Raw genomic sequence first — 26,293 nt, forward strand, 5'->3', positions numbered from 1 at the left:
ATGATGGTAATTTAACGGGACTGAGATAAGTGTTTGAAAAATGATTCGGCTATACGCTTCCCTATAAGAAGAAACAAAAAAAACAAACGACCGTTAGTGCGAATAAAAGCACAACAAAAAAAGAAATTTTTCTGTCCTTCTTAAAATACCGCCATATCTGTTCAAAAATAATGGCCAAAAACCAGATCACTACTACTGCAGCGGCCAAAATGATATAACCAACTGGCCCCATGGTATGGCGGTGTTCATTTGCAGTGCAAAGCGCATGGGGATTGTAGGTAAACTCCATTAACAGATATATCGCTAGTAAGGGCAATACCAAAAAAGCCAGCCGAACCAGTATCTGCCTGACTAAAGTTTTCTTAATACCCATTTGTTGTTACACCGCTTGTTTTTAAGTAATAAGTTGGTTTTCTAATATTCTTATTCCCTAAGATAATTCAATTCCGCTAAACAGCTAAATCCAAAATGTCTTTTTATCTTTAATGCATGAACAAACTTCTCCTTTCTGAAATTAATATCTATCCAATTAAATCATTGGGTGGTATCCGGCTTGAAAAAGCACAGCTTGAAGAAAGAGGCCTGCAATACGATAGAAGATGGATGCTTGTTGATGAGGAAGGTATATTTATTACCCAACGGAAACATTTTGAACTGGCAATGCTTCAAGTAAATATTGGCGATGGTAAATTAACCGTTTCCCATAAAACAACACCCGGGCAATGTATATCCTTCTCTTTGGATGAAAATACGGGAGAAGAGTTATCTGTTGTAATATGGAATGATACCGCCATTGCGCTAGAAGTAAATAAAACTGTTAGCGATTGGTTTTCCAATTTCCTAAAATTTAAGGTGAGATTGGTAAAAATGCCTTTAACTGAAAAAAGATTGGTAGATCGGGATTATGCTACGAATGATGAAGTGGTCAGTTTTGCCGATGGTTATCCTTGCCTGCTTATCGGCCAATCTTCGCTTGATGGGCTTAATGAAAAGCTCGACGACCCAATCCGAATGGACCGTTTCCGCCCAAATTTTGTTTTTACAGGCGGTGAGCCACATATTGAGGATAGTTTTAACGATTTTTACATCGGCGAAGTTTTATTTTCTGCTGTAAAACCATGTGCCAGATGCGTGCTCATTACCATCAATCAGCAAACCGGCGAGAAAGGGCAGGAACCATTAAGAACATTGGCCAGCTACCGTACGGTAGGTAAAAAAATCATGTTCGGCCAAAACCTGCTTCATCAGCAATTGGGGATTATCCGTGTTGGCGATGAGGTAAAGGTTGTAGACTGGAAAAACTAATACTTCTTATCGCATAACACATAGATATTTAATCCCTTTATTAATCGTCCTGCTCAATTATTTGATAACCGGCTTGGTAAACAATCCATCAGTTTTTTTTGCTAACATCGCATAAGTTTTTAATCGGGAAACATGAGTGGAACTATTATTTCTAAAATATTAATGGCTATTGTAGTTGGCAGTGCATTTGGGCTGTTTTATACGCTCCTGCTAAATCTGCACGGTTTTACCAGAGTGAAGTATAAATATGTAGCCATCTCTATCGCTTTAGTTCTATTTCTATTAGGCCTGTACAGTTTTGAGGCTGCAGGCATAGGTTGTTTTATTATTGGTATAGGGATTTTTATTCTCGCTATAGCACTCATAGTAAGAGGTACAGCCGATTCGCTCAAATCGCTTTCAGCCAAGTTCTCATCTGGCGACAACAAAACACAAAGCAATGAAGATCTGCGGCTTAACAACACAGCTTTCAGCAGTTACGTAGGTGTGGTATTTCACTTTGTGATTATTGTTCTTATCTGCTTGTCTATATTTACCTATGCCGATGATACTATATTGGACCAGGCAAAAATGGACAGATTGATCAGTGATGCTGTTTTTCAGTTTTCGAGTACAATTATGCTTATGCTGCTAGGTCTATTTAATCCCTTTGTCCCCGCCTCGTTAAGGTTATTAAGCATTGCCAACCATATTGACAGCCTTAAATACCCTAAACTCTACCTCATACTTTCAGGCAAAAAATTCTGGACAGTTTTAAAAAGTCTGATCTGCCTGGGTATTATTTTATACTTCATTTTCCATGGCTATTTTGACCTTTTGGTATGGGATAATACAGCGCCTTATATGAATGCATATATTTTCATTATCGGTCTCTTTATCTTTATTAATCTGGTGGAAATGATTCGTAGGCCTGAAGTTTTTTTTAAAAAAAACCTGTTTAGGATAACGATGTTACTGCGGTCGGCCTTTGTGAGCATTTTCGTAAGTGCCATCCTGGTTTTCTCCACCTTGGTTATTTCTACAGCTGTTGGTGCAGATATTAATAAACTTAAAGTAAGTTCGGAAGCGATACTTTTTCTTGGCTTTAACATTGTAATGTGTTACAATGAGTTTAGGCTGGCGAGGGCCTAGATGATACAATCATCCTTTATTATTATGGATAACTTGTAAGGATAAATGTAAGCATGCCCGGAACATTTGCATGCATATTTTGATGATCGCTTGAGGCAATTTCAAAACCCATTTTTTCGAGTAGTTTTACAGAAGGCGGGTTATCGCTTGATGGGCAAGCAATAATGGTTTTAATGCCCATTACCTCAAATGCATACCTGAGTATACAGGTAATAATCTCTACCATGAACCCTTTACCTTGAAACTCAGGAAGCAGCTCATATCCCAATTCCACAGTCTCGTTCTGGATATCAAAATTCCATAGGCAGGCTGCACCTATCATAGCGTTATCGCCTTTATAAGAAGCAACCCAGTATATAGACTGATCATTATTGATCAGATGATCAATTTTATTGATGTATGCAATGGCTTCGTTAATATGAAGAAAGGGCGCCTTGCCCGTTAAAGCAGCCACTTCAACATCAGAGCGCAACTGATAAATTACCGGAGCATCTTCCAATGAAAGTCTGCGAAGGATTAATCTCTCGGTTTCGAGTACAGGGAAAGTGGAAAAATCGAGTGGTTTCATCTGGTTAACTTAAGGAAGAATTGCTGCAATCAAAGATTATTATCTAGCGGAAGATAACGATTTTTTCTATATGAATTAAAGTTTCTCAATCGGCGCAAGGCGAATATAACTCATTACCACTTAAAGGTACTTGCTGGCGGGGAACATCGACATCGACTCACCACAAAAAGCCCAAAAGGAGAGCCTGGCTTTACCTTTTAGGTAACCAAAAGGTAAAGAAAAGGTAACCCAGGGGTTAACTTGGGGTTAACTTGGTATAGAGAAAGGGTAAACAACAGGTACAGAATGGGTAAGGGAAATTTGAGTTCTTTTTTGATTGCCTATACCAGGTACCCTTTGGGTTTGCGGGCTGCTTAACCCTCATTTATAAGAATTTTCTTAAAAATCACTAATGAAGGTATCGTCATCTCGACCGTAGTGTTCCAAAGGAACTCCTTCGGAGGAGAGATCTTTTAAATCTGATTTCAATAACCTGGTACAAAGATCTCTCCATTTCGCTGCGCTACAGTCGAGATGACGGCCCAATTTTAGAAATTTGTCATTGATAGGAGTAATTTATTTTATAAAAATCCATATAAATGACAGAGGCATTTTATTTTGCGGTGATAGGCTTCGAAAAATCGTCATTGCGAGAAGGCTTTTTCAGTCGACGAAGCAATCTTTATGGCAAGGATCACTCGCATGAAAGATTGCTTCGTCGTTCCTCCTCGCAATGACGACTTTTCTTAAGAGATCTGTCAATGGCATTCTGTCTAATCTACAGACACAATTGCAGCGCCTTATTATGCTGATAAAACAAAAAGCGTTAAATGATAAGCTATTGCTTTACCGTCACATTTATCTGATAAAGCTTATCGTGCAAAGCTTTCATCTGTGCTTCAGAAAACTTGATATCTTTTCGATCATAGGTCATTAAACCATTGGTTTCTACTTCTACATCGGTAGTTTGAGTATACACTCCGGCAGAAAGCCCTAATGGGATTAATTCTGCTAAACGTTTGGTAAACTGGTCATATTTATTAAATAAATCGGTTTTGTTTTTAAAACTCTGATAACCCCAGTTATTTTTCTGTTGCCACACATGGCCATCAATAGGCAGGCCAAGCCCACCAAACTCGCCCAGTACAAGGGCATAATCTTTTCCAAAATAATCAGGGCTAGGCATAGCCGGATGCGGGTAATTATGTAAATCGATAATATCGCCAACCGGATAAAAATTACCTCCACTGGCCGTATTCACCAATCTTGAAGGATCTTTCTCTTTTGTCCATTTGGCAATTTCTACTGTTTTAAACTGCCCCCAGGCCTCGTTGAAAGGTGTCCATACCACGATAGAAGGCACGTTATAAAGTGCATCGATAATGGCATTCCATTCTTTTTTGTAATATCCTTCAGATTCGGCGCTTCTGTTTTGATCCGATCCATGGTCTAAAACACCAGGGCGGTTTTCCCAGCCGTTACCCAGGTCGCCGCTTGGCATATCCTGCCAAACCAGCATACCTGCTTTATCGCAGTAGTAATACCAACGTGCGGGTTCAACTTTAATGTGCTTTCTGATCATATTAAAACCCATTTCTTTGGTTTTATCGATATCGAACTTTAAAGCGGCATCTGTTGGTGCCGTGTAAAGTCCATCTGGCCACCAACCCTGATCTAGCGGGCCATACTGAAAAACAAATTCATTGTTTAAGAGCATACGCTGAATACCGTTCTGATCTTTGCCCATTGAGGTTTTGCGCATGGCAAAATAACTTTTCACCTCATCTACCTTTTTGTTTTTAGAGATCAGCTCCACTTTCAGGTCGTATAAAAATGGGTTTTTAGTATTCCAAAGTTTAGGATCCGGTATTTTTAAACTGATTGCGCCAGTGCCATCTGCAGTCTGCTCAGCCACTTTCTTAGTACCATCCCATGCTGAAACCTTAACCTGATCGCCTGCGGCGGCACCTGTTAAAAACGGGGTAACCGATACGGTTTGCTGATCGATATCCGGTGTTATTTTAATGTGATCGACATGAGCTTTATTTACCGCCTCAATCCACACCGTTTGCCAGATACCGGTTACCGGGGTATACCAGATACCTTCCGGTTTTTTTACCTGTTTTCCCCTTGGTTGAGGGCCTTCATCTGTAGGGTCCCAAACTTCTACCGTTAAAATCTGGTTTCCACTCTTGTTTAAAAACGGCGTAATATTAAAACTGAAAGGATCGAAACCGCCTTCATGTTTACCAACCGCTTTACCGTTGATGCTCACTGTACTTCTCCAGTCAACCGCGCCGAAATGAAGCAAAATTTCTTTGCCCTTCATGTTTGCGGGTACAGTGAAGCTGGTTTTATACCACAGTAAGCTATCTTTACCTACTGTTTTGCCAACACCAGAAAGTGAAGACTCTACCGCGAAAGGCACAAGGATTTTACCCTGGTTGATTGCAGGTTGTTGTGATTTTGCAGAAATGGCATAATCCCAAAGCCCGTTCAGGTTTTTCCAGTTGCCGCTACGCTCAAACTGTGGCCGCGGATATTCTGGCAATACATTTTTAAGATTAACTTCCTGGGCCCATGGTGAAGAGATTTTCCCTTTTACCATCGACCACGATTTGTCCTGCTGCTGCGCAGAAAGGGAAAGCGAGAGCCCCAGCAGCGAGAAAAGGATGGATACTTTTTTGTTCATTGGTTTAAATTTGTGTGTTAAAGTTAGGGTTTCGTCAAATGTGTTAACTTAAGTATTAACTAGTTTCAGTCTGTCCAAAGGATCAAGGACAGATTCTTATAGAAAGGTCGTCATTGCGAGGAACGAAGCAATCTTAATGCGCACGCTAATAGCGATCGTTGTAAGATTGCTTCGTCGGCTGAAAAAGCCTTCTCGCAATGACGATGCCTGCTACCCTACAATTTGCTAATCTTCCGTTATTTATATCGATTTTTATACAATAAATTAACTCCCTACTAGTAATAATTTATTTGCTGTTAAGTTTTTTAATCAGGTTAACTTCATCTAAACGGTAAGGGGTACCATCGGGCTGAAAGATTTCGTGAAACCACTCAATCGGATCAGATCCATCGGCAAGCGGGGTATCCCAGGCATATTTGGTGTTGGTTTTACCCGCAGCAAAACCCCAGTTAATGGCGCCTACATTTTCGCTTTTTAGCATGGGCAAAATATTAGCGAATCGGCTGTTGCGCGATCGGGCCATATATTCGGTACAGATTAATGGACGGCCGCTCGCTTTTAACAGGTCGATGGTTCTTTGGTGCCAATCTGGTGCTTCATAGTTATGGTAGGTTACAATATCTGAGTTGGCAAGCTGTATCTCGTTAAGCTTTTCGAAACCCCAGCTCCACAATCCGATAGAAATCGGCTGATCGGGATTAACCGATCTTGCCCAGCTAATGGTTTTGGTTAACAAAGGTATGGTGGCTTCTAACTTTCCGCTATTTCCGGGTTCATTGTATAAATCCCAAAGCAAAATCCTTTTATCGTGCGCAAAATGGGTAAGTACATCCTTTACATATTTTTCGAGTTCAGGAAAATTGGCCTCTTCCTTAAAAGCAGGATCGCCAGGATCTTGCAACCAGCCCGAATTGTGAATACCCGTTTTAGGCTCGGGCTGTTTACCAATGGCCGAAGTTTTATTCCAGCAATCGTCGAAAAAGACAAACATCGGTTTAATACCATGTTTTTGGGTAATGGTTAAAAATTGGTCCATTCTCTTTTTAAAACCTTCAGGATCCTGACTCCAGGCTTTACTGAACAAGAATACGCGTAGTGTGTTAAAACCAATTCCTTCGGCCCAGCCCAGTTCTTTATCGATGAGATCGGGTGAAAAAGTATCGGCCTGCCACATTTCCAGCTGATTAATTGCATTGGAAGGAATGTAGTTGGCACCTGTTAACCATTTATGTTCTTTGTACCAGGCATTGGCTTTTTCTATCGACCAAACCTTTGCAGGCTCGGCACTTTTTTTTGTTTTTTGCGCAAAACCCAAGCTGATGTTAAAGCTCAAGACGGCAAGTAGTGCGTAGTTTTTTAAGTTCATATTGGTATATATCTGATTAGTTTTTATTGTGGTTAGCTGGTGATATTATGTTCAGTCCTGCTTTTACCGGAGTTCCAAAATTTGGTGTCCCGTCGTTATTCCAGCTGAACTTTTGGGTACGGGGCGAGCGGAAACCTCCGCAGCCCTGGCCCGGTTTATCATTGGCGTGATATAGGATCCAGTCTTCTTTTCCATCTGGCGATTTAAAAAATGAGTTATGGCCTGGCGCATAAACGCCATCTTTTGGCGATTGCTGAAAAACAGGTTGATCGGATTTTGTCCAGGAAGCAGGGTCGAGCAGATTGCTTTTAGCCGAAGCTGAAAGCATACCCAAAGCATAAAAATCTGTCCAACAGCCACTGGCCGAATAAATGACAAATATTTTATCACCGTGCGGCAAAAACTGAGGTCCTTCGTTTACATCCACATGCGCTCCTCCACCAAGGTCCCCGATTTTTTCCCAGCTAAATTTAGGTGTAGAAATTTTCACCCGTTTACCTTCTACTGTCCAGGGGTTTTTAAGTTTGGCTATAAAAATTTCCTGCTTGCCGTTTTCATCTCCCTCCCATCCAGACCAGATCATATACAACTGGCCTTTAAAATCGATCACATCTCCATCAATGGCCCATTTATCTGTCGGATCGGTGATTTTGCCTTTAAATACCCACTCGCCTTTCATCGGATCGGCCGAAGCATTTTCCAAAACGTACATGCGGTGGTTTTCGTTTCTCCCATCATCTGCTGCAAAGTAAGCGTACCATTTGCCCCTTAAAAACATCACTTCTGGTGCCCAGATTTCTTTACTGTACTTGGTTCCTATAGGTGCTTTCCATATGGTTTTCCGCTCCGCGTCTTTTAAGCCATCCAGGGTTTTGGTTTTCCAAAGATCTACGCGGTTTCCGGTAGTATGGGTATAGTAATAGAAACCATCTTTGTAAAAGCTATAAGGATCGGCACCCGATGGCAATAAAGGATTGGTAAATGTTTGTGCATGTAAACCTGCTACGTTTAACAGACACAATGCGACAAACAGATATCTTAATTTCAAAGCATTCATTTTTAAATCTTTACGTCTTTTATGTTTTTTGATTAACGGCGTTCCTTAATCTTTAAAAAAAGCGATTTCTTTTCTTAAATCGGCCTACTTTTATCTCAATATTTCTACAAATGCAATCAATTAATCTTTATTTTTTTTTGCTGCGCTTTGCATTAAAAACCGAAAACTTTCAGGCTCGACCTCCATGCGGTAACTACCATTTTTGCCTTTTACAAAAGCAGCTTTGACTATAGCCGTAGCTCTTGGCGATACTTTATAATTTGAATAATGCGTATGGAAAACATATTGTAATGCGCCGTTTTTATCCATAAAGAAATCGCCGTGCCCGGTGCCATTTATTTTTAATAATTTTTTACTGATGATGGGGTTGCCCTGATACTTGATCCAGGGACCGGTAGCAGAGCTTGAAGTAGCATATCCCACAGCATAGTCAGGATTTCTGAAATCATTAGCCGAATAAAAAAGATAGTAAAGATTTTCTTTTTTGATTACCGTTGGTCCTTCGGTTACCGGCCAATCGGTTTTCGCTGTATTCTCCCAGGGTGTTGTTCCTGATAAACAAAATTTTGTGGTTTCAGGTATTACATCAGAAAAATCAGCCTTCAGTTGTGTTACAAAAATCCTGTTGCCATGATCGAGCTTTACATGGTAGAGGTAGTTCTTCCCATCAGTATCGGTAAATACAAAAGGGTCGATCTGCTTGCCTGTACCCGAAATTGCTTTTAATTCTTCCTGAACAAAAGGTCCTGTCGGGCTTCTACTATGCGCAATGGCAATCTGCTCATCTGCGGTATAGGCCATAAAATAGTTTTTGCCTCTTTTAAATACCTGCGGCGCCCAAAAACCCTTGTTTCCAAAGGCATCGCCCTTTTTTAATGCAAATCCTTTATTTTTTCCGGTCGGTTTAGTCCAGTTTTTAAGGTCGCTGGAAGCATAAACCAGGAAACCTTCATTGCCACTTGTACCATATAAATAGTATACGCCTTTATCTAAGAAAATAGTCGGATCGGCTAGATAAATGGTATCGTTCAATGCCTTTTTGTACGGATTAGCAAATGCTTGCTGGTCTATAAAAAACACTGACGTGCTTAAAAAAAAGGCGAAAAGATATTTCATTAATAATGATTTGCTAAGGGTAAGATACTGATAAGCCAGAATTTTCATGGTATAAATGCCATCCTGAGAAATAATTTATTTTATAAAAATCAATATTATTGACATAGTTTTAAGAGAATGAATAACCTCGAAGTGTCGTCATTGCGAGAAGGCTTTTTCAGCCGACGAAGCAATCTTTATAGCAGAAATTGCTAGCATGAAAGATTGCTTCGTCGTTCCTCCTCGCAATGACGACCCTTATACTGGAATCTGTCAATGATCGCTTGCCGAAGTACTGGCTTAAATATATTTATTAAAGCGTTTCGACAAGCTCTCTGTAGGAGTCCTTTGGACAACGTGACAAATTCCATTTAGATTTACCTTCTAAAACACCTTCCTTGGTTAAAAACTTATTTTGGTTACGGGCGTAAAAATCAGGTCGTCTACTCCTGCAATTTTAACTCCTATTCTGGCAAAAACATAATTTTGTGCAGGTACAATTGTAGGGATACTTACACTCATATTTAAGTTATTCAGGTCGGCAAGCGCTGCCCCCGTAAGTTGCTGTATCGCAATATTGTTGCCTCCATCTACAAACTGCGTTTTGTTGATATAAAGCGATACACTTTCTATGTCCTTTGCATTGGCATCAGTGATAATTTTTTCCAGTTTGCAGAACCCGTTCACCTTTCCAGATGCAGTTGTTAAACTAGCGCCACGGATCATGTAATAAGGCATTACTTCTATATCCATCACCTTGTTACCGCTAATGTTTACCGCTATGGTGTCTTGTTTACCAGCTGCATTTTTTTTCCACAAAAACGGCCCCTGGTTTGGTGAGAAAACCAGTTTATAGTTCCCATCAAATAACTTAGCTGAATAATTACCGTCCTGGTTAACGTTTACGTTTAGTGCAGAATAGTTGCCAAAGCCCGACTGCCAAAGTTCGAAATTTACCTGGCCGTACTGCACATTGATTGCTTCGCCCTTATATACGATCCTTCCTGTAAAATCGGACGCAGGTCCTTCGTAATTATCTTTTTTACAAGAGGAGAATAACACGGCTATAATTGCCCCTATAATGAAATAAAATCTATTTTTCATGTCTATATCTGATTATTGATTAGGGTTTCTGATAATTTTCGGATTGCCATTAAGTACATCCTGCCCGATTGAAGAGTAGTAATTACCGATACGGAAACGGTGCGCTGCAGTTACACGACTAGGTTTAATCACTTTAAAAATATACTTTAAATGATTCGCATTACCCGGATTATAGTATTTATATGGCCACAAACCGAACACTTGTGTACTGGTGCGTGTTGCGCTTCCAATATTTGTTGCGTTGGTAAAATCGGCCGCCGACATGTTGTTGCCGTTCCATACTTTATCGGCCAGTCTCCAACGTTTCATATCCCAAAGCTGATGTCCTTCAAAAGCAAATTCCACTTTACGTTCGTGTACGATACGATCGAAGGTAATATCGGCCGAACTTAGTGCCGTGGTTAATCCCGCACGGTCTCTTACGGGTTTAATATAATTGGCTGCAGTAGCGGCATCGCCCAATTCAAAAGCGGCTTCGGCAGCATTTAACAATACTTCGGCATATCGGTAACGGATCCACCATACATCACTCCGGGTACCAATCTGACCTGAGCCTGTAGCAGGATCTAAATATTTACGCACGTAAAATCCCGATTGTGCGCTGAATTCAAGCCCATCAACAGGACCATCACCGCCCACTACCTGCACCGAACCTGGGTTACCAGGAAGTACATTGCTTTTACTCTGCGCAAAATTATCGCCGGTTACAATTGTACCATCGGCCAATTGATAACCCGCCCATATATCAACTGTTTTTGCTTTAAACTGTGTTCCGGGAAGAATTACCGTACCGGCTAAACGTGCGTCACGCCCAGCAAAAATATCGGTAATATTGGTGTAATAAACAGGATTTCCACTAGCATCAACAGCAGCTAAAGAGGCATAGGTATTATCGAGCTTTTCGAAAGATTGCACCAGATTTAATGAAGGGTTTAACCTTCCGCCCTGTGCCTCTTCGGCAGAAGAACGCGGTTGGTTATCGATTGTAAAACCATGAACTTTATTGGTTTTCAATTTAAAATCTTTAGCAAATATTACCTCTGGATTGCTGCCTTTATCGGTAAAAAGGGCTGCAAAATTATCAGACAGGTTTGGGTTCTTTTTGTAAAGCGAATATTTACCGCCATCGATAATTTCTTTAGCTGCATTTAGCGATTTGGTAAAATAACCGTTAGCCATTGCAGCAGGAATACCAACCTCTCCACCCGGAAGGGTTAATTGGGCATTGCTATATTTGGCAATAGAACCAGCGTATAGTGCCGCTCTCGATTCCATGGCCAGGGCCGCAGCTTTTGTAGCCCTGCTCTGAATGGTTGCGTTATCCGGAAGTATGGTTTTAACAGCTTCCAGTTCAGCAATTACAAAATCGTAAATTTCAGATTCTTTTGCCCTTGGGTATTGCAGGGAACTTGGGTCTCCGCTATAATCATAGGCCAGGGGAACAGTAATAAGCGGAACACCGCCCATTCTTTTTACCATTTCAAAGTATACACCGGCCCTGATAAAACGCGCCTCAGCTAAAAAACGATCGCGGTCTTCGGCTTTTAAAGCGGTCGCTTCCTGTCCACGTTTAATAAACAGATTCAGGTCGTTCACCAGTCTGTAAACGCCCATATCCCAGTATCTCCATGCATCGTATCCGTATTCCAGGTTCTGATGGCGACCATAATCGCCCCCAGCTGAGGCAAACCCCTCATCAAAATCGGCAAATAACCACCACGATTCGATACGCTGAAAATCAGGGAAACGATCGTACAGATCGCCAACTACAGTAAGCACCAGGTTAGGGTCTTTCCATACGGCATCAATGGGCAGGGTACTGGTTGGTTGTTTATCCAAAAATTCGGAATCTTTTTTACACGACTGCGCAAAACTTAAACATGCAATGGCAGCAAATGCGTATATATATTTTTTCATTTGATTAGTCTTTTTCATGTTATAGCGATAATTTAAGACCTATGTTAAAGAACTTGTTCTGTGGATATTGCAATCCATTATCATCGGCAATTTCAGGATCTACACCATATTCTTTCAGGTTATCGATAGAGAACAGGTTATATCCGTTTACATATACCCTTGCATTCTGGATCTTGATTTTTTCTGCCCATCTTTTTGGCAAGGTATAACCAATTTCAAGTGTACGTGCTCTTAGGTACCTCACATTGTGCAACCAGAAGGTCGAGTTTCGGGTATTGTTACTATGGTCGCGGTCGTTAAAACGGATTGCAGGATATTTGCCGGCCACCCAGGGGCTGTTCAGGTCGTAAAGATTAGTGCGGTGCCAACTGTCATCAGCAAAGTTCTGCAACAAAGCGCCTCCGTTCTGGAATGCCCAGCGCTGTTCCCAATTCTGGTTCCAGGAGTACATGGCACCACCAGAAAAATCGGCGGTAAAATCGAAGTTTTTATAAGAGCCACCAATGGTGAAACCAAAGCCAACGTTAGGCTGCCCCGCTGTGGTATAACCAATCGGTCTTTCATCTAAACCATCAATAATCCCGTCGCCGTTCTGATCTTTGTAAATTAAATCGCCAGGCAATAAAGATCGGTTACCTTTTCCATCAATATTAACATTATAATTGTTGATTTCATCGATACTCTGAAATTGTCCTGTTACTTCATAACCCCAAAAAATATCGGCATATCTATCGGTACCATTACTTCGGTAGTTCTCCCATGAGTTGCCAAAACGTGGCTTATATCTTTCTAAAAGTTTTTTTCTGCTGATGGAAATGTTTCCGCCAACATTGTAGTTAAATTCACCAATTTTATCTCTGTAGTTTAAAGAGAATTCGCCTCCAAATTGGGCATCGCTCTCCAGGTTTTCAACATTTAAAGGATAGCCCAGTTCAATAGGTACAATTACATCATTTTTAATGGCCGGTAAACCAGAACGTTTTCTATAAAAATAATCTGCCGTTCCCGAAAGTTTGCTTCCGAACATCGTAAAATCCAGACCGATGTCGGTAATTTTACTTTTAAACCAACTCAGGTTATTGATAATAGGACCTTTATCCCTCGAAGTGGTGATGTTTTTTCCATCCAATATCACGCTGCCCTGATTGTAGTTATAACCCGGGATATAGGCAAAAGGATCTATACCCACATCATCATCCCCCAATACCCCATAAGAAGCACGGAGTTTCAAATCGTTTAAGATATTGCTTTCGCCTAAAAGCGATTTCATAAATTTCTCTTGCGTAATTCTCCATCCAATTGATGCTGATGGGAAATAACCCACACGCCTATCTGGTGCAAATTTCCAGGAGGCATCTCTACGGCCCGAAAGCTCCAGGTAATATTTATTATCGTAGTTGTAATTTAACCTACCCACGTAACCGATACGGGCCTGCTCTTCCTGTATATCAGCAAAATCCTGCCCATCCATATCGGCAAACTGAAGCACAGGTAAAATATTAGTCTGTGGTACAGCGTGCTGAAAGGTATAAGTTCTAAAACGATCCAAGCGCTCAGCTACCAATACCCCACCAACGGTATGTTTGCCAAAAGTGCGGTTATAATTGGCCTGAAGCTGATAGGTATTGGTGTATACTTTTTCGTTTCTACGCTCTCTGTATGGGTTTGAACTGCCTACTTTTTGTTCATAAATACCTGTTTCAGGGTGATAGGTATATACATTATAGGTATACTCATGCCCATTGATTACGTTATCGGCAATGTAATAAGAATATAAACCTTTTATTTCTAAACCTTTGATCGGTGTTTCATAAGAGGCTGATAAATTGGTCTGCAAAACTCTCCAGTCTGATTTCCAGTAACCGCTTAAGGCTTTACTCTGTACAGCGAACTGCTCCGTATTGTGCCCAATATCGTTCGGGTAATTCGGATTGCCATTGGCATAAGCCTGTTCGGTGGGTCTGTTTCTCAATAAGGCAAAACGGGCAGCCCAATAATCATCTCCTCCCGGTACACCTGGCTGATCGCGGCTTTCGATACGGCCGTTGATGAGCATACCCACCTTAAAACGATCGGTTATTTTAGCTTCGATATTACTCTGGATGTTGGTCCGGTTAAAATCAAATTCTCTTGCTGTGCCATATACGCCCTTCTGATTTAAACGGGTAGCAGAAAAGTAATAGTTTACCCTGTCACTTCCACCTGAAGCACTTAGATTTACTGAAGTTTGGGGTGCGTTAGGTGCAATGATAATGTCTTTCCAGTTCTGGCTTTGGTAGCCATATTCTGTTCCTGCTTTCCATTTATCCAGTTCTGCCTGGGTAATACTGGTTGCGCCGTTCTGGTTCATTTCTGCAGTAGCCTGTCCCACTTTCCATTGGTAAGCATTAGTTGTTTCCGGGAAACGCACCCAGTTCTGCCAGCCCGTGTAAGCATCAACACTAAAAGTATTGCGGGTACTGTTTTTCCCCCTTTTAGTGGTAACCAAAATTACACCGTTTGATGCCCTGCTACCATAAATAGCAGCCGATGCATCTTTAAGCACACTGATACTTTCGATATCGTTAGGTGAAATATTATTGAACTGGCCGGCATCCTGTTGAATCCCGTCGATAACATAAAGCGGGTTACCCATGTTACGGATCTGGATATTGGCGCTCGCACCAGGTCTGCCGTCAGGCATCCTGAAAGATACACCTGGCAGCTTTCCGGCCAAACCTGTACTTACTGTAGAACCGCCGTGCACTTTTTCGAGGTCTTTACTGCTAATTGATGAAATGGCACCCGTAATGGCTTCCTTTTTCTGCGTGTTGTAGCCTACCACAATAACCTCTGACAGATCGTTATTGGATGGTTTAAGGCTAACATTGATTTGCGTACGACCAGCCAATCCAACTTCCTGATTGGCATAGCCCACATAAATAAAGATCAGGGTAGCATTTTTATCGCTTACCTGAATTTTGAATTTTCCATTGCCATCGGTAGTCACTCCTGTGTTGGTACCCTTAACTTTAATACTAGCACCAACAACTGTTTCGCCCTTTTCATCAGTTACGGTTCCGGTAACAGCTATTTGCTCCTGGGCACTGAGCTGAAAGGAAAGTAAGATTAAGGTGATGGAAGTAAAAATAGCGGAGAGGACTTTGCGTTTCAAAAACATTTTTTGAAGCGGGTACCAATCCAGGCAGACAAAGCCGCCATAAGAGAATAAACTTCTTTTCATATTAGGTTAGGGATTTGGTTAGTTAAAGCGCTAAATGGATTTAGTTCTATTTAATTCTTATCCAAAGATTCGGTTTTTAGCTTTTCAGAGGGATACGCATTTGTATCAATCTTTCTTCATTTTGTCTCGATTCGTATTTAAGGGGTCTGTTTAACCACGGAAACTCAGAAACACGGAAAATGCCATTCATTGCGTCATCCTGAGTTTAGCTCAGGATCTTAAGCAACAGTTTTTTGGAAACGATGGGGCTGCCATACTTCGGTTAGGGAAGTCCTGCTATCACTCCAAGTCCTCTCCCGATAGAAAAAATCGGGATCCGGGCTTTACGTTTTATCAGGTTTATTAACGCAGGCCTGTAGTGCTATTGAAACTGGGCTAACGCTCGTTTCTAACGAGCGTTGAATAGTGTCGTTTACAAACGATAAAATCGTTTATCTATTTAAGCACTCGTTAGGAAACGAGCGCAAGCAATTACGAGCAAAGTCTTAATGCAGTAGCTTCGCGTTAGGGATTGTAAGGGTTCAGTACCGATCCTTCATCGGTACCGGAGCGAAGCGCAGCCCTGAAAAGCCCGACCTTTGCGCAGCTTAGGTAACGCCCAGATTAGTTTGCAATTGGCAGTAGGAAGTTTTCAGGTCTATAAAAAGCGTACACTCAGATTAGTTTGCAATTAGCAGTTGACAGTTTTCAGGCCTATAAAATTGAGCTACTTAAACCATTAAGGCTTTACCAAATAAAAATCGAATCTGTCTCAATCTTTCTACTTATCCGCTCAAATTCAATTTAGCCTGAAAGCAAAGCATTTCTTTAATATATTTGATGCAGCTGACCAAGATATCTTGAAAAAAATCTTCATCCTTTTATGTCTTTTGTTTTCGGTCCACCTGCTGTGGGGGCAACCTTATTATTTCAGGCATTATCAGGTAGAAAACGGACTTTCTAACAATACAGCCTTTTGTAGTGTGCAGGATGGTAACGGTTTTATGTGGTTTGGCACAAAAGATGGCTTAAACCGGTTTGATGGTTATTCTTTTAAAACCTATCGCCACGACCCAGACCAGGCTGGCAGTTTAGGCAACGATTTAATCTACGCACTTCACCACGACCGGGAGCAAACACTTTGGGTAGGCACCAACAGCGGCGTTTACCAATACCATCCGGCAAAAGAAAGCTTCAGCATCATTAAAGAAACCAAAGGGATGCGGATTATAGATCTGGCCAGCGATCAGCATGGAAATTTATGGATCTTGTCTTCATTTAAAATATACCTATATCAAAAGCGCACCAAGAAAGTACAGGCTTTTACCCATAATGCACCTTTCGATGCCTCGCTGGTAACGGTTTTAAAAGATGGCAGCGTATGGATCAGTACCGGAAGGGGAACGCTTGAAAAATACAATCCCAAAGCGAATAATTTTCAGCGTTTTAACATCAACGGTAAAAATGCAAAAACGGAATACGGCTGGGTAGCCAGAATTGCAGAAACCGAAAATGGCAATTTACTGGTAGGCACCACAAATCAAGGCGTTAAGCTCTTTAATCCGGTTACTTTAGCATCGAAAAATATACTCCGGTTAAACGACGACCAGACGCCAATTTTTGTCCGGGATATCAAAAAAACAGGCCCTCATGAATTTTGGATTGCCACCGAATCGGGCATTTACATTTACAATGACGAAAGTGGAGCGATTATCCATATCAAAAAACAATACAATAACGATTATTCTTTAAGCGATAATGCTGTTTATACCATTTGCCTTGACCGCGAAGGAGGCGTTTGGGCCGGCACCTATTTTGGAGGTGTAAATTACTATTCGAGCCATACTTCACTCTTTACCAAATACTTTCCGCAAAAAGGTACTAACTCGATCAGCGGAAGCGATGTAAGGGAAATTACAAGGGATGGCAACGGAAATTTCTGGATCGGTACGGAAGATGCCGGGCTGAACAAACTTGATGTAAAAACAGGAATATTTAAACACTTCTTACCGGATGGAAAACCCGGAAGCATTGCTTATTCCAATATTCACGGTTTATTGGTTGATGGTGACAAACTCTGGGTTGGCACTTTCGAACATGGACTGGATGTTTTAGACCTGAAAACAGAAAAGGTAATTAAACATTACCAGGCAGGTGCTGGAAATGCTTTACGCACCAACTTTATTGTTACTTTTTGTAAAACACGGGCTGGTGAAATTTTAGTGGGAACCATTAACGGGATTTACCGTTATAACCGAAAACGCGATGATTTTGAACCTGTTGCCGGCCTCCCCTTTATTTTTTACTATTCGGTTATCGAAGACAGTAAGGGTAATATCTGGGCAGGTAGCTTTAACGATGGCTTATTTCAGTTTAACTTATCCAAATCGGGCTATGTGAACTACCGAAATATGCCGACAGATGCGAAAAGCTTAAGTCATAACACCGTAAATAGTGTTTTTGAAGATCGTAAACAACGCATTTGGGTAACCACAGACGGCGGCGGACTTTGCAGGTTTGATCAGAAAACGCATCAATTTAAGCGTTACGGCATAAAAAATGGTTTTCCCAGCAATTACCTTTTCCGCATTGAGGAAGATGCCGCAAATAAGTTCTGGATAAGCAGTACCAGGGGACTTATCCATTTTGACCCTTCCACAGGTTTAAACAAAACCTATACTAAAGCCAACGGTTTGCTTACCGACCAGTTCAATTACAGTTCTGCCTATCAGGATGAGGATGGCCGAACTTATTTTGGAAGCGTAAAAGGGCTGGTCAGCTTTAATCCGGCCAACTTAAAAGCAACATCATACGAAACCCCTGTATTTTTAACCGGGTTTCAGATCAACAGTTCAGAACTCGGTTTAAATGGAGCAGATGCTGTTTCTGATCAATCGATCGTTTATGCCGATACCATTGAACTTAACTACAACCAATCTTCTTTTAGTATCGATTTTGCGGCATTAAGTTATCTCTCTCCCGAAATGACAGAGTATGCCTATAAAATGACCGGGCTTTATAAAAACTGGGAATATTTAAAAACAAACAGGAAGGTCTATTTTACCAAACTTGCCCCCGGGAATTATATTTTTGAAGTGAAAGCACTGGTTGAGGGAAGTAGTAGCTGGAGTACCAAAAACGCGAAGTTACTGATTAAAATCCGACCTCCTTTTTACCTCAGTCCTATCGCCTATCTGCTTTATCTGATCGCGGCAGGTGGAATTTTCTTCTTTCTGGTACGAAGTTATCACCGAAAAATCGCGTTAAAAAACAGCAGGCGGATGGAAGTTTTTGAGCATGAAAAACAAAAAGAAGTATATCAGGCGAAAATCGAATTCTTTACCAATGTTGCCCACGAAATCAGAACACCGCTCACGCTGATTATCGGCCCGATGGAGAAACTGATTAAACAGGCGGATGCCGTGCCCGCGATAGAAAAGAATTTACGGATTATGGGGCGGAACACTGATAGGTTGCTCAAATTGACCAATCAGTTACTGGATTTCAGAAAAACGGAAACCAGCGAATTTTCATTAAACTTCGTCAAGGCCGATATTTCAGAGATCATGAAAGATGTATTTCTTCAGTTTCAACCTGCTGCAGAACAGCAAGACATTAAGTATAACCTTGATTTACCTGAGAAAAAACTCTATGCTTATATTGATGTTGAGGCTTTTTACAAAATGATCAGCAATTTGATAGACAATGCCATTAAATATGGAAAAACCGTGGTACAGATCAACCTATTATTGCAGGAAGGCGATAAGTTTGCTGTGCGGGTAAAAAACGACGGACATAGAATCCCCATTGAAATTAAAGAGAAGATATTTGAACCTTTTTTTAGGGGCAAAGAAACAGAAATAAAGGCAGGAACGGGAATAGGTTTATCGATTTCAAAATCGCTTGCTCAACTGCATAGCGGGGAGCTTTATTTAGATTTTAATGATCATGATTTTAATATATTTGTATTGGAATTGCCTATCCATCAACTTATAGAATTTAACCTGAACGGAAAATGGAAGAAATTGTAGGCAAGCTGACCATAAAAGATACTGAAGATATGGAAAAATCTGTAGTGTTACTGGTTGATGATAATGAAGATATTCTTGATTTCATTTCAGACGATCTGGAAGAAAAATACCATGTACTACAGGCCAGAAACGGTATAGAAGCATTAGCAATATTACAGCGTGAAATTGTTCAGCTCATCATCAGCGATGTAATGATGCCAGAAATGGACGGTTTCGAATTTTGCGCAAAAGTAAAATCTACCTTAGAATTCAGCCATATCCCCGTTATCCTGCTTACCGCAAAAAATTCTTTGCAATCTAAAATTGAAGGTTTAGAACTGGGTGCCGATGCCTATGTAGAAAAGCCCTTTTCTCCGGAGTTTTTACAGGTACAGATTTCGAGCCTGATTAAAAACAGGAACAAGATCAAAGCGTATTTCGCGAGCTCTCCCCTGCTCCACCTTAAAAGTATTGCTTATTCAAAGGCAGACGAACTGTTTTTGGAAAAATTACAGGATACCATCAACAAAAACATCAACAATCAGGATCTGGATGTAGAGCATCTGGCAGAAAAGATGAATATGAGCCGGCCAACCTTATACCGGAAAATTAAATCCATTTCTAACCTTAGTCCAAACGAACTGATTAATTTGGCAAGACTAAAAAAAGCTGCCGAGTTTTTAAATGAAGGGTTACTGAAAATTTACGAAATATCAGAAATGGTTGGTTATAGCTCTCAATCGCACTTTGGAAGAAACTTTGCCAAACAGTTCGGCATGTCGCCAACCGACTATGTAAACAGTAAAATTATTGATAAAAAAAAGCCTTAAAATCAATTAGTTAAGCATTGTTATTTTCTTAATTTTTCCGTAAATTGTCATAACCAAAATATAGAAGTTATGAACATGCTTAAGAAAATCCAGATCTGGGGCGATCACCATCACCCAAAATGGTTAGACTATTTTAGAATCTTATTAGGCCTTATTTTAATTTGGAAGGGAATTGATTTTTACATCAATATGCCAGCCTTTAGTAATTTAATGAGGGGTGCTTTTTTAGGCACGGCTGTGAGCATTAGCTTACTGGCACACCTGATTATTATGTTACACTTAATTGGGGGCTTAGCCATTACCCTGGGCACACATACCCGCGTATTTTGCCTGGTTAATTTACCAATATTGATTGGGGCGGTATTTTTTGTAAATATTTCTGGTGGAATTTTTAAACCCTATTCAGAATTTTGGTTTTCGGTCTCTGTATTAATCGGACTCGTTTGTTTTGCAATTGAGGGAAATGGTGTTTTATCGGTAGACCGAGAAAAAATTTATCCCAAAGAGGCGCTTTAGTTTAAACCTAAAGCTAAAATTGCAGCTAAAATGGCCTTTATTGAGCCTTTATATGTTTTTTTGAAAGTTTTTATGCGAGCTAACTAAATGATTAGCAACGCTTAAAATATTTATGCAAATATTTGAATGGAAATCATTTGCAGATTTGCGCCAAGTTCGTACTTTTGCAGCGGAGAGCTGGCAGAGTGGTCGAATGCGGCAGTCTTGAAAACTGTTGACTGTAACAGGTCCGGGGGTTCGAATCCCTCGCTCTCCGCCAAATTAGTTTTAAAGTGCTTCGAAAGCCCGCAAATTATAATAGCGGGCTTTTTGCTTTTCCGGAATATCATTCCATTCACTCAATCAGATAGTTAAAGTGAGAGATGCGGTGAGTTCCAAAGGGAAAGTCAGAATACTCACCGAATATGACTTAAACCATTAAATATCAAGCTGTTTAGCGGTTAAACATCTTGATTTGATTTGCCTGTAAAGTTAGATTTGTTAACCATTAAGGTGAGTATTATGAAAACTAATTTTAGCTTACTCTTTTATTTAAAGAGGAAAAAAAACTATCAATCTGGACCTGTAGCTATCTACATGCGGATTACTGTCAACGGAAAACGGGTGGAAATGACTTCCGGAAGATCCTGCGAACCCAGGCAATGGAATACTGTAAATGGCCGAAGCAGTGGAAAGAAAGAAGATTCGAAATCCCTCAATGCCTATCTGGATGATCTTCAATTTAAGATCCATGAGGCCCATCGTCAATTAACACTTCATAATGAAGAAGTCACAGCAATCTCTATCAGAGATAGATTTCTTGGAAAACAAGGAAGCCATCATACTATAATAGGCGTATTCAAGGAACATAACAGAAAGTTGGAGATCCTCATAGGGTCAGAATATACGAAGGGAACCGCTGAGCGATATCGCACATCGTTAAAGCACGCTATAGACTTTTTGCAATGGAAATATTCTGCAGCAGATATGGATCTACGAAAAGTAAATCATGAGTTTATAACAGAATACGATTTTTACCTAAGATCAGTCCGGAAATGCAATAATTGGGGAAGAATCAAATATAGGCCGAAAAAGATGGCCACGATGGACGAAAATCAGTGGCCACTATTCCAAAATATGTTTCAATGAAGGGGTGGGCTTGTGCGGGCGGGAATGACAAATTCCAAAAATAAAAATGCCCGGCAAATAAAACCGGGCACCCTTATATTGAAGAATTAAGACTTGCGGATGGTATCGACCGCAATAAACATTTTGTTAATATCAGGGAGTAAAATAAAACCATATTTCTGATAAAAATCGACTGCCTTTTGATCAATCGGATCGACGATAAGTGCCAGGACACCCAGTTGATCGGCCAGTCCCAGCGTTCTTTCCATGGCGTCCATCAGTAGATGTGGGCCGTAACCATTTCCTTTACTGTCTTTATCGACAGCCAATCTCCCCAATAACACGGCTGGAAGGTCGGCGTAAGACGGTGGGAACTTACGGATAAGATCCACTGGCATATCCATTCTTGATATTGAACTGCTTGATAAGGTGTAATATCCTAAAACCTTGTCGTTTTCATCTGGCAGCACATAAACCGCTGACAGGTCTTTCTTCACATCCTGTGAAGCTTGTCTTCTTATGTAATTATCTAAAAGTGGGGTCTCACTGTCAAAACCCTCCTTATCGTGTTTTTTTTCTAATAGTTGTATTTTCATCGCCCTGAGCTGATTTGAATTTTTGATAATTTAATCGAGCTTGCTTAAGTGCGGCATTTGGTTCCGCAGGGTTGAGAAGGGCCTCTAAAAATATCCTTTTGTCCTGCATAGAACTCAGGATAATGTTGCTATCCTTAATGATCTTATGGGCCTGCGCCTGGACGTGATAAACAATAAATTCAGAAAGGCTTTTAAACCCGCTTAATTCCGCAGCGTACTTAATTAACTCTTTTTGTTCCTTGTTAATGCGAACATCAATTCTATCGTTAATTGTTATAGCCATAATGCTTATCTAAGTATTTTTTTATTATTTTCTAGTATATATATTGTTTCTCTTGAATTTTCTAAATGTGTCGTCGCCTTGTATCTCCAATTGCGAACGACTAATCTTATTTGTTCTGTTTTAATCGTATAATTTAAGTTAAACATGTTAATTCTCTCTCTGCTTACCACCTGGTTGGTTTGCTTGGCAAGCAATGGTCAAAGTATATAAAGAACTTTCCTATCATAGCAAAATCTTTGACCTGTATCATCTAATTGTTTTTGATGCGGATTTGGGTTTTCTGTATCTGTCGTACTTTCTGTTTCTTATTGTATTTTGTTTTATTCTAGTGATTCCGATAGTCGCCACCAACTGGGTGACGGATGCATCGCATTAACAATAACGAATGTACGTATTATTTACGTACAAAACAAATAAAATTCCAATTATTTTTGAAATGCCTGATTTTATACCATTTCATATCCAGCAGGAAAAACCCAATAACATATCCAGGCGGGCAACTAAACCATCTAACATATCAATTAATGGCATTTTGCGCCAGTAAGACATTAAAAAAAATCGCATTGCTCACAAAAACTTGTGGACCCCCTGAACAGAAGCACAGTGGAGAAAATCATGAGTTCTTAAACAGTTGAGGAATGATAAAAAAAACCTAAATTTGTGAAGTGGTCAAAATCGTTTGATATTCAGGCTTTCAAAATTTTATTTTTTGTTTTCTGCGCTTATATTTGTCCTTCAACGCTCCGACAATGACCAATATTACCCGCTGCAATTATCTGGAAGAACCCCACCCCTTTGATGTTTATGTCCCTGAAAACTGCCGTTTTCTACTTCTTGGTACGTTCCCGGCCAAGAAAAAAGACCGGCGATTCAACTTTTTCTACCCCAGTGGCAGAAATCGTTTCTGGGAGGTGATGGCTAAGGTATCCGGGCTGACCCCTACTGTTTTTACCGACCCGGAGGCTGGGATGGAGCGAAAAAAAATACTCGATAAACTCCGACTTGGCCTTGCAGACCTTGGCAAAAAGGTTCTTCGGCAGGGGGACAGTTCAATGGATATCAATATCTTTCCGGTTGAGTTTCAGGATATCTTCGGACTGATTGAAGACCATCCAACGATCACTTATATCGTATTGACCAGCAAGGGTAAGGGCAACAGTGCCACCAGTTGGTTCAGGGCTTACTGCAAATTGAATGGATTAGAGGTTAAGATCAATGATAGCGTTACCTATCCCCACCAACTGAAATTAAAGATTGCGAATCGGCAAATTACCATTGTCGTGTTGCCCTCTACCTCTAGTGCCTGTCCCTATCCGACTACAGAACTCATTGCTTTTTATACGGATCTTTTGCTCCACGATAGCTAATTCGCTCATGCTGTATACCATTAAACAAACCATTATCCGCTTGTCCAGACCGGTTTTTAAAGTCATTGATTGCATCAGGGTGTGGCTCAAACGCAATGACGTGTTTTTTACCGTTGGCTGTACAACGGCGCTTTCAGTTATGGCCATTATTGTCTCATCGAACGCCAATAAAATCGCGCAAAGGCAATCCGATATGGATCATCAGGACCGGCTCGCCGAATTCAGGGTGACAACAACTCCGGTGATCGATAAACGGACAAGGATGTGGGAAGCTTCAAGGATGGAAGTGTACGAAAGGGCGGGTAGGGCAAAAAACACGGAAGTAGAGACGGTTACCTGGCTGGAAATCGACTACAGTAATAGCGATGGCAACAGCAGGTCGTCCAGGTTCAGGCTTGACGGTTATTATGATCACGCGATTTTATCCGCTGATGGCAATGGGTTAATTGCGACAATTTCGGCAGAAAAAAACCAGGCAAAGGAATTTGCCCTGGAAGATTATATTGAAGAGACAGCAAGATTTCGCCATGCCTATGTGAGTTTTAAGCTAAAGAGTTTTCTTAAAATAAAGTACCTCGACTTCGAGAACATGGAGCAAGAGGATTATTTTGATACTGCTGTTTCCCCAGGAATATACCTTACCCTAGATACCCTTGGCAAATATTTCGATGCCAAACGCAACCCGTTCGATAGCGCGCATCGCATAGATTTGCAAAATGAGCGGTCCCCTTCCAGAATATTACCCTATTTGGAATAGTCTTGTGGTGTGCTGTCAATTATCGGCGTTTGCTTGATAACAAAAACGTTTAACACCGTTTGATCAAGTTCTCGGACGAAGGATGGTACCAAATCAACTTGAAATGATTCATGCAATTCTGAGTGGATGCTATCAATGCGCCGAGACTGTCCCAGACCAAAATAAATAAAGTCCTTACTAGTGCAATGTAATCTAGACTTGCTTTCATCTTTGTAAACGCAGCAATCATCGGCTAGGCGATTCCAGCGAAAACTTATCGTGGAGATGGAAATTAAGCACTAAAAAATGTTAGGTTTTTGCTCTCTGTCTGACGAGGTTGCGATAATTTATGGGCAAAATCACTTGCATTTTCCTAGCAGTTGGCAGGCGAATATTGCCCACGCGATTGTGCAGCAAGGGCCTAGTGCAAGCCTGACTGAAATCGTCTTCTCTTTGAAAATTGTTTTGAGCGTTCGCCTGATACATTAAAACCTATAAAAGTCTCAGCTAGTTAAATATAGCGAATATACAAGTCATCCACCAAACTCACTCCCACTTGCACTAGCAAGGAGGTGATATGTATCAAATATTCTTACTCAATTGTATTTTTTATCATTAAAAAATATTAGATTCGTAATGCATTTTAATGTCTTATTACACTGTCAATGTCACTCTATTTTAAAATCAAATTTTACTAAACTAAATTAACAGCTATGAAAAATTTATTAAAGTACTTACTAATTTTAAACATTGCATTATTCTCTGTGGCTTGTCGCTCAGATAAGGATGGTCTTTTAGACGAACCACCAATTACGGCAACCACTGACTTCTACAAAAACGCAAACCAACTGGCTGCGACTTATGATCCTTCAAACACCGTAAGCCAGGCAATGAGGGATCAGATTTACGATTTATACAAGAAACAAAAGTGGGGCGAACTGGAAACACTATTTATAAACAACAATTTAAACGGAAAATGGCCACCCGCAAACGGAGGTTTCAATACAGTAGATGATACACCAATCATGATGGGCCAAAAATACGATAGATATAGTGGTGCGATCGGAACCTACAGCGGAACAGGAGCTCCAACCTTGGGAGGAAGTTTCACCAGTCCAATCATCAATGGAATCGTGTACACCTTTGGTCAAAGAGCCTTGAATCAACCAGAAAATACTTATGATTTTTATTATGAAATCGAAGTTTTAAATAATTCATTAACTTTCAAAGGCCAAACAGCAGATATTATTCCATGGTTTAATCAGGTGGGCTATGGTAAGCAGACCATGTGGAAAATCCCCATCGACCCAGCGACTGGCTACCAAAAAACCTGGAATAAATTGGCCCAGGAAGGGTATATTAAAGTAACAATTAAGAAAAACCCGAGTGGAAAATACCCGGGAGCTGTGGGCGTTGTTATTGCACAATAAAA

General features: G+C 40.6%; 20 protein-coding genes and 1 tRNA gene. 10 read left to right on the forward strand and 11 right to left on the reverse strand.

The features are described 5' to 3' along the window. Nucleotides 1-61 precede the first annotated feature (61 nt). The gene (locus ACTJKN_RS22665; protein WP_440827983.1) at nucleotides 62-373 is read right to left on the reverse strand and encodes a hypothetical protein; all 312 of its coding nucleotides are present in this window, start codon (nucleotides 371-373) and stop codon (nucleotides 62-64) included. A 116-nt stretch (nucleotides 374-489) separates the two neighbouring features. Between ACTJKN_RS22665 and ACTJKN_RS22670 the strand changes: the two genes are divergently transcribed. Both ACTJKN_RS22670 and ACTJKN_RS22675 read left to right on the forward strand, forming a co-directional pair. Beyond that, entirely contained in the window at nucleotides 490-1,305 is an 816-nt protein-coding gene (locus ACTJKN_RS22670) for an MOSC domain-containing protein (protein WP_440827984.1), read from the forward strand. Between the two features lie 132 nt (nucleotides 1,306-1,437). Next, nucleotides 1,438-2,436, forward strand: a complete 999-nt coding sequence (locus ACTJKN_RS22675) for a hypothetical protein (RefSeq protein ID WP_440827985.1) — start codon at nucleotides 1,438-1,440, stop codon at nucleotides 2,434-2,436. Nucleotides 2,437-2,458: 22 nt separating this feature from the next. Here ACTJKN_RS22675 and ACTJKN_RS22680 read toward each other — a convergent pair whose 3' ends face one another. The 8 genes from ACTJKN_RS22680 to ACTJKN_RS22715 all read right to left on the reverse strand — a co-directional run bounded on the left by ACTJKN_RS22680 (nucleotide 2,459) and on the right by ACTJKN_RS22715 (nucleotide 15,437). After that, nucleotides 2,459-3,004, reverse strand: a complete 546-nt coding sequence (locus ACTJKN_RS22680) for a GNAT family N-acetyltransferase (RefSeq protein WP_440827986.1) — start codon at nucleotides 3,002-3,004, stop codon at nucleotides 2,459-2,461. Between the two features lie 817 nt (nucleotides 3,005-3,821). Next, the gene (locus ACTJKN_RS22685; RefSeq protein WP_440827987.1) at nucleotides 3,822-5,675 is read right to left on the reverse strand and encodes a glycoside hydrolase family 2 protein; all 1,854 of its coding nucleotides are present in this window, start codon (nucleotides 5,673-5,675) and stop codon (nucleotides 3,822-3,824) included. Between the two features lie 286 nt (nucleotides 5,676-5,961). Further along, nucleotides 5,962-7,041 (reverse strand): 1,4-beta-xylanase, encoded by a 1,080-nt coding sequence (locus ACTJKN_RS22690; RefSeq protein WP_440827988.1) that lies wholly within the window; start codon nucleotides 7,039-7,041, stop codon nucleotides 5,962-5,964. Between the two features lie 16 nt (nucleotides 7,042-7,057). Next, on the reverse strand, nucleotides 7,058-8,098 hold the full coding sequence (locus tag ACTJKN_RS22695) for a glycoside hydrolase family 43 protein (RefSeq protein ID WP_440827989.1): 1,041 nt from the start codon (nucleotides 8,096-8,098) through the stop codon (nucleotides 7,058-7,060). 120 nt (nucleotides 8,099-8,218) lie between these two features. Next, nucleotides 8,219-9,214 (reverse strand): glycoside hydrolase family 43 protein, encoded by a 996-nt coding sequence (locus tag ACTJKN_RS22700; RefSeq protein WP_440827990.1) that lies wholly within the window; start codon nucleotides 9,212-9,214, stop codon nucleotides 8,219-8,221. A 381-nt stretch (nucleotides 9,215-9,595) separates the two neighbouring features. Continuing rightward, the gene (locus tag ACTJKN_RS22705) at nucleotides 9,596-10,297 is read right to left on the reverse strand and encodes a DUF3823 domain-containing protein (RefSeq protein ID WP_440827991.1); all 702 of its coding nucleotides are present in this window, start codon (nucleotides 10,295-10,297) and stop codon (nucleotides 9,596-9,598) included. A gap of 12 nt (nucleotides 10,298-10,309) precedes the next feature. Further along, nucleotides 10,310-12,214 (reverse strand): RagB/SusD family nutrient uptake outer membrane protein, encoded by a 1,905-nt coding sequence (locus tag ACTJKN_RS22710; RefSeq protein ID WP_440827992.1) that lies wholly within the window; start codon nucleotides 12,212-12,214, stop codon nucleotides 10,310-10,312. A 19-nt stretch (nucleotides 12,215-12,233) separates the two neighbouring features. Then, nucleotides 12,234-15,437, reverse strand: a complete 3,204-nt coding sequence (locus tag ACTJKN_RS22715; protein ID WP_440827993.1) for a SusC/RagA family TonB-linked outer membrane protein — start codon at nucleotides 15,435-15,437, stop codon at nucleotides 12,234-12,236. A gap of 839 nt (nucleotides 15,438-16,276) precedes the next feature. Between ACTJKN_RS22715 and ACTJKN_RS22720 the strand changes: the two genes are divergently transcribed. The 5 genes from ACTJKN_RS22720 (at nucleotide 16,277) to ACTJKN_RS22740 (ending at nucleotide 21,900) form a co-directional block, all read left to right on the forward strand. Continuing rightward, on the forward strand, nucleotides 16,277-19,447 hold the full coding sequence (locus tag ACTJKN_RS22720) for a ligand-binding sensor domain-containing protein (protein WP_440827994.1): 3,171 nt from the start codon (nucleotides 16,277-16,279) through the stop codon (nucleotides 19,445-19,447). Further along, a complete protein-coding gene (locus ACTJKN_RS22725; RefSeq protein ID WP_440827995.1) occupies nucleotides 19,432-20,256 on the forward strand; it encodes a response regulator transcription factor in 825 nt (274 codons plus the stop codon). Before ACTJKN_RS22720 ends, ACTJKN_RS22725 begins: the two co-directional genes overlap by 16 nt. Nucleotides 20,257-20,325: 69 nt before the next feature. Beyond that, on the forward strand, nucleotides 20,326-20,772 hold the full coding sequence (locus ACTJKN_RS22730; RefSeq protein ID WP_215132325.1) for a DoxX family protein: 447 nt from the start codon (nucleotides 20,326-20,328) through the stop codon (nucleotides 20,770-20,772). Nucleotides 20,773-20,943: 171 nt separating this feature from the next. Further along, nucleotides 20,944-21,031, forward strand: a tRNA-Ser gene (locus tag ACTJKN_RS22735). A gap of 242 nt (nucleotides 21,032-21,273) precedes the next feature. After that, a complete protein-coding gene (locus tag ACTJKN_RS22740; protein WP_440827996.1) occupies nucleotides 21,274-21,900 on the forward strand; it encodes a phage integrase SAM-like domain-containing protein in 627 nt (208 codons plus the stop codon). Between the two features lie 86 nt (nucleotides 21,901-21,986). Here ACTJKN_RS22740 and ACTJKN_RS22745 read toward each other — a convergent pair whose 3' ends face one another. Both ACTJKN_RS22745 and ACTJKN_RS22750 read right to left on the reverse strand, forming a co-directional pair. Further along, on the reverse strand, nucleotides 21,987-22,475 hold the full coding sequence (locus tag ACTJKN_RS22745) for a GNAT family N-acetyltransferase (protein WP_440827997.1): 489 nt from the start codon (nucleotides 22,473-22,475) through the stop codon (nucleotides 21,987-21,989). Then, on the reverse strand, nucleotides 22,441-22,758 hold the full coding sequence (locus tag ACTJKN_RS22750; RefSeq protein ID WP_440827998.1) for a DUF1778 domain-containing protein: 318 nt from the start codon (nucleotides 22,756-22,758) through the stop codon (nucleotides 22,441-22,443). Before ACTJKN_RS22750 ends, ACTJKN_RS22745 begins: the two co-directional genes overlap by 35 nt. Before the next feature lie 749 nt (nucleotides 22,759-23,507). On the opposite strand from ACTJKN_RS22750, the gene ACTJKN_RS22755 reads away from it, so the two are divergent. The 3 genes from ACTJKN_RS22755 (at nucleotide 23,508) to ACTJKN_RS22765 (ending at nucleotide 26,291) form a co-directional block, all read left to right on the forward strand. Continuing rightward, nucleotides 23,508-24,125 (forward strand): hypothetical protein, encoded by a 618-nt coding sequence (locus tag ACTJKN_RS22755; RefSeq protein ID WP_440827999.1) that lies wholly within the window; start codon nucleotides 23,508-23,510, stop codon nucleotides 24,123-24,125. Between the two features lie 7 nt (nucleotides 24,126-24,132). Then, nucleotides 24,133-24,882 carry a hypothetical protein gene (locus tag ACTJKN_RS22760; RefSeq protein WP_440828000.1) on the forward strand — a complete coding sequence of 250 codons (750 nt, stop codon included), beginning with the start codon at nucleotides 24,133-24,135 and terminating at the stop codon, nucleotides 24,880-24,882. Between the two features lie 692 nt (nucleotides 24,883-25,574). Next, nucleotides 25,575-26,291, forward strand: a complete 717-nt coding sequence (locus tag ACTJKN_RS22765; RefSeq protein WP_440828001.1) for a hypothetical protein — start codon at nucleotides 25,575-25,577, stop codon at nucleotides 26,289-26,291. Nucleotides 26,292-26,293: the final 2 nt, after the last annotated feature.

It is taken from the genome of Pedobacter sp. 22163 (assembly GCF_052045595.1).
Taxonomy (GTDB): domain Bacteria; phylum Bacteroidota; class Bacteroidia; order Sphingobacteriales; family Sphingobacteriaceae; genus Pedobacter.

Coding starts and splice junctions, on each gene's coding strand:
- ACTJKN_RS22725 (WP_440827995.1), top strand. CDS start 19,432: ATGGAAGAAATTGTAGGCAAGCTGACCATAAAAGATACTGAAGATATG.
- ACTJKN_RS22665 (WP_440827983.1), bottom strand. CDS start 373: ATGGGTATTAAGAAAACTTTAGTCAGGCAGATACTGGTTCGGCTGGCT.
- ACTJKN_RS22675 (WP_440827985.1), top strand. CDS start 1,438: ATGAGTGGAACTATTATTTCTAAAATATTAATGGCTATTGTAGTTGGC.
- ACTJKN_RS22705 (WP_440827991.1), bottom strand. CDS start 10,297: ATGAAAAATAGATTTTATTTCATTATAGGGGCAATTATAGCCGTGTTA.
- ACTJKN_RS22730 (WP_215132325.1), top strand. CDS start 20,326: ATGAACATGCTTAAGAAAATCCAGATCTGGGGCGATCACCATCACCCA.
- ACTJKN_RS22740 (WP_440827996.1), top strand. CDS start 21,274: ATGAAAACTAATTTTAGCTTACTCTTTTATTTAAAGAGGAAAAAAAAC.
- ACTJKN_RS22700 (WP_440827990.1), bottom strand. CDS start 9,214: ATGAAATATCTTTTCGCCTTTTTTTTAAGCACGTCAGTGTTTTTTATA.
- ACTJKN_RS22685 (WP_440827987.1), bottom strand. CDS start 5,675: ATGAACAAAAAAGTATCCATCCTTTTCTCGCTGCTGGGGCTCTCGCTT.
- ACTJKN_RS22690 (WP_440827988.1), bottom strand. CDS start 7,041: ATGAACTTAAAAAACTACGCACTACTTGCCGTCTTGAGCTTTAACATC.
- ACTJKN_RS22750 (WP_440827998.1), bottom strand. CDS start 22,758: ATGGCTATAACAATTAACGATAGAATTGATGTTCGCATTAACAAGGAA.
- ACTJKN_RS22680 (WP_440827986.1), bottom strand. CDS start 3,004: ATGAAACCACTCGATTTTTCCACTTTCCCTGTACTCGAAACCGAGAGA.
- ACTJKN_RS22670 (WP_440827984.1), top strand. CDS start 490: ATGAACAAACTTCTCCTTTCTGAAATTAATATCTATCCAATTAAATCA.
- ACTJKN_RS22715 (WP_440827993.1), bottom strand. CDS start 15,437: ATGAAAAGAAGTTTATTCTCTTATGGCGGCTTTGTCTGCCTGGATTGG.
- ACTJKN_RS22745 (WP_440827997.1), bottom strand. CDS start 22,475: ATGAAAATACAACTATTAGAAAAAAAACACGATAAGGAGGGTTTTGAC.
- ACTJKN_RS22755 (WP_440827999.1), top strand. CDS start 23,508: ATGACCAATATTACCCGCTGCAATTATCTGGAAGAACCCCACCCCTTT.
- ACTJKN_RS22765 (WP_440828001.1), top strand. CDS start 25,575: ATGAAAAATTTATTAAAGTACTTACTAATTTTAAACATTGCATTATTC.
- ACTJKN_RS22695 (WP_440827989.1), bottom strand. CDS start 8,098: ATGAATGCTTTGAAATTAAGATATCTGTTTGTCGCATTGTGTCTGTTA.
- ACTJKN_RS22760 (WP_440828000.1), top strand. CDS start 24,133: ATGCTGTATACCATTAAACAAACCATTATCCGCTTGTCCAGACCGGTT.
- ACTJKN_RS22710 (WP_440827992.1), bottom strand. CDS start 12,214: ATGAAAAAATATATATACGCATTTGCTGCCATTGCATGTTTAAGTTTT.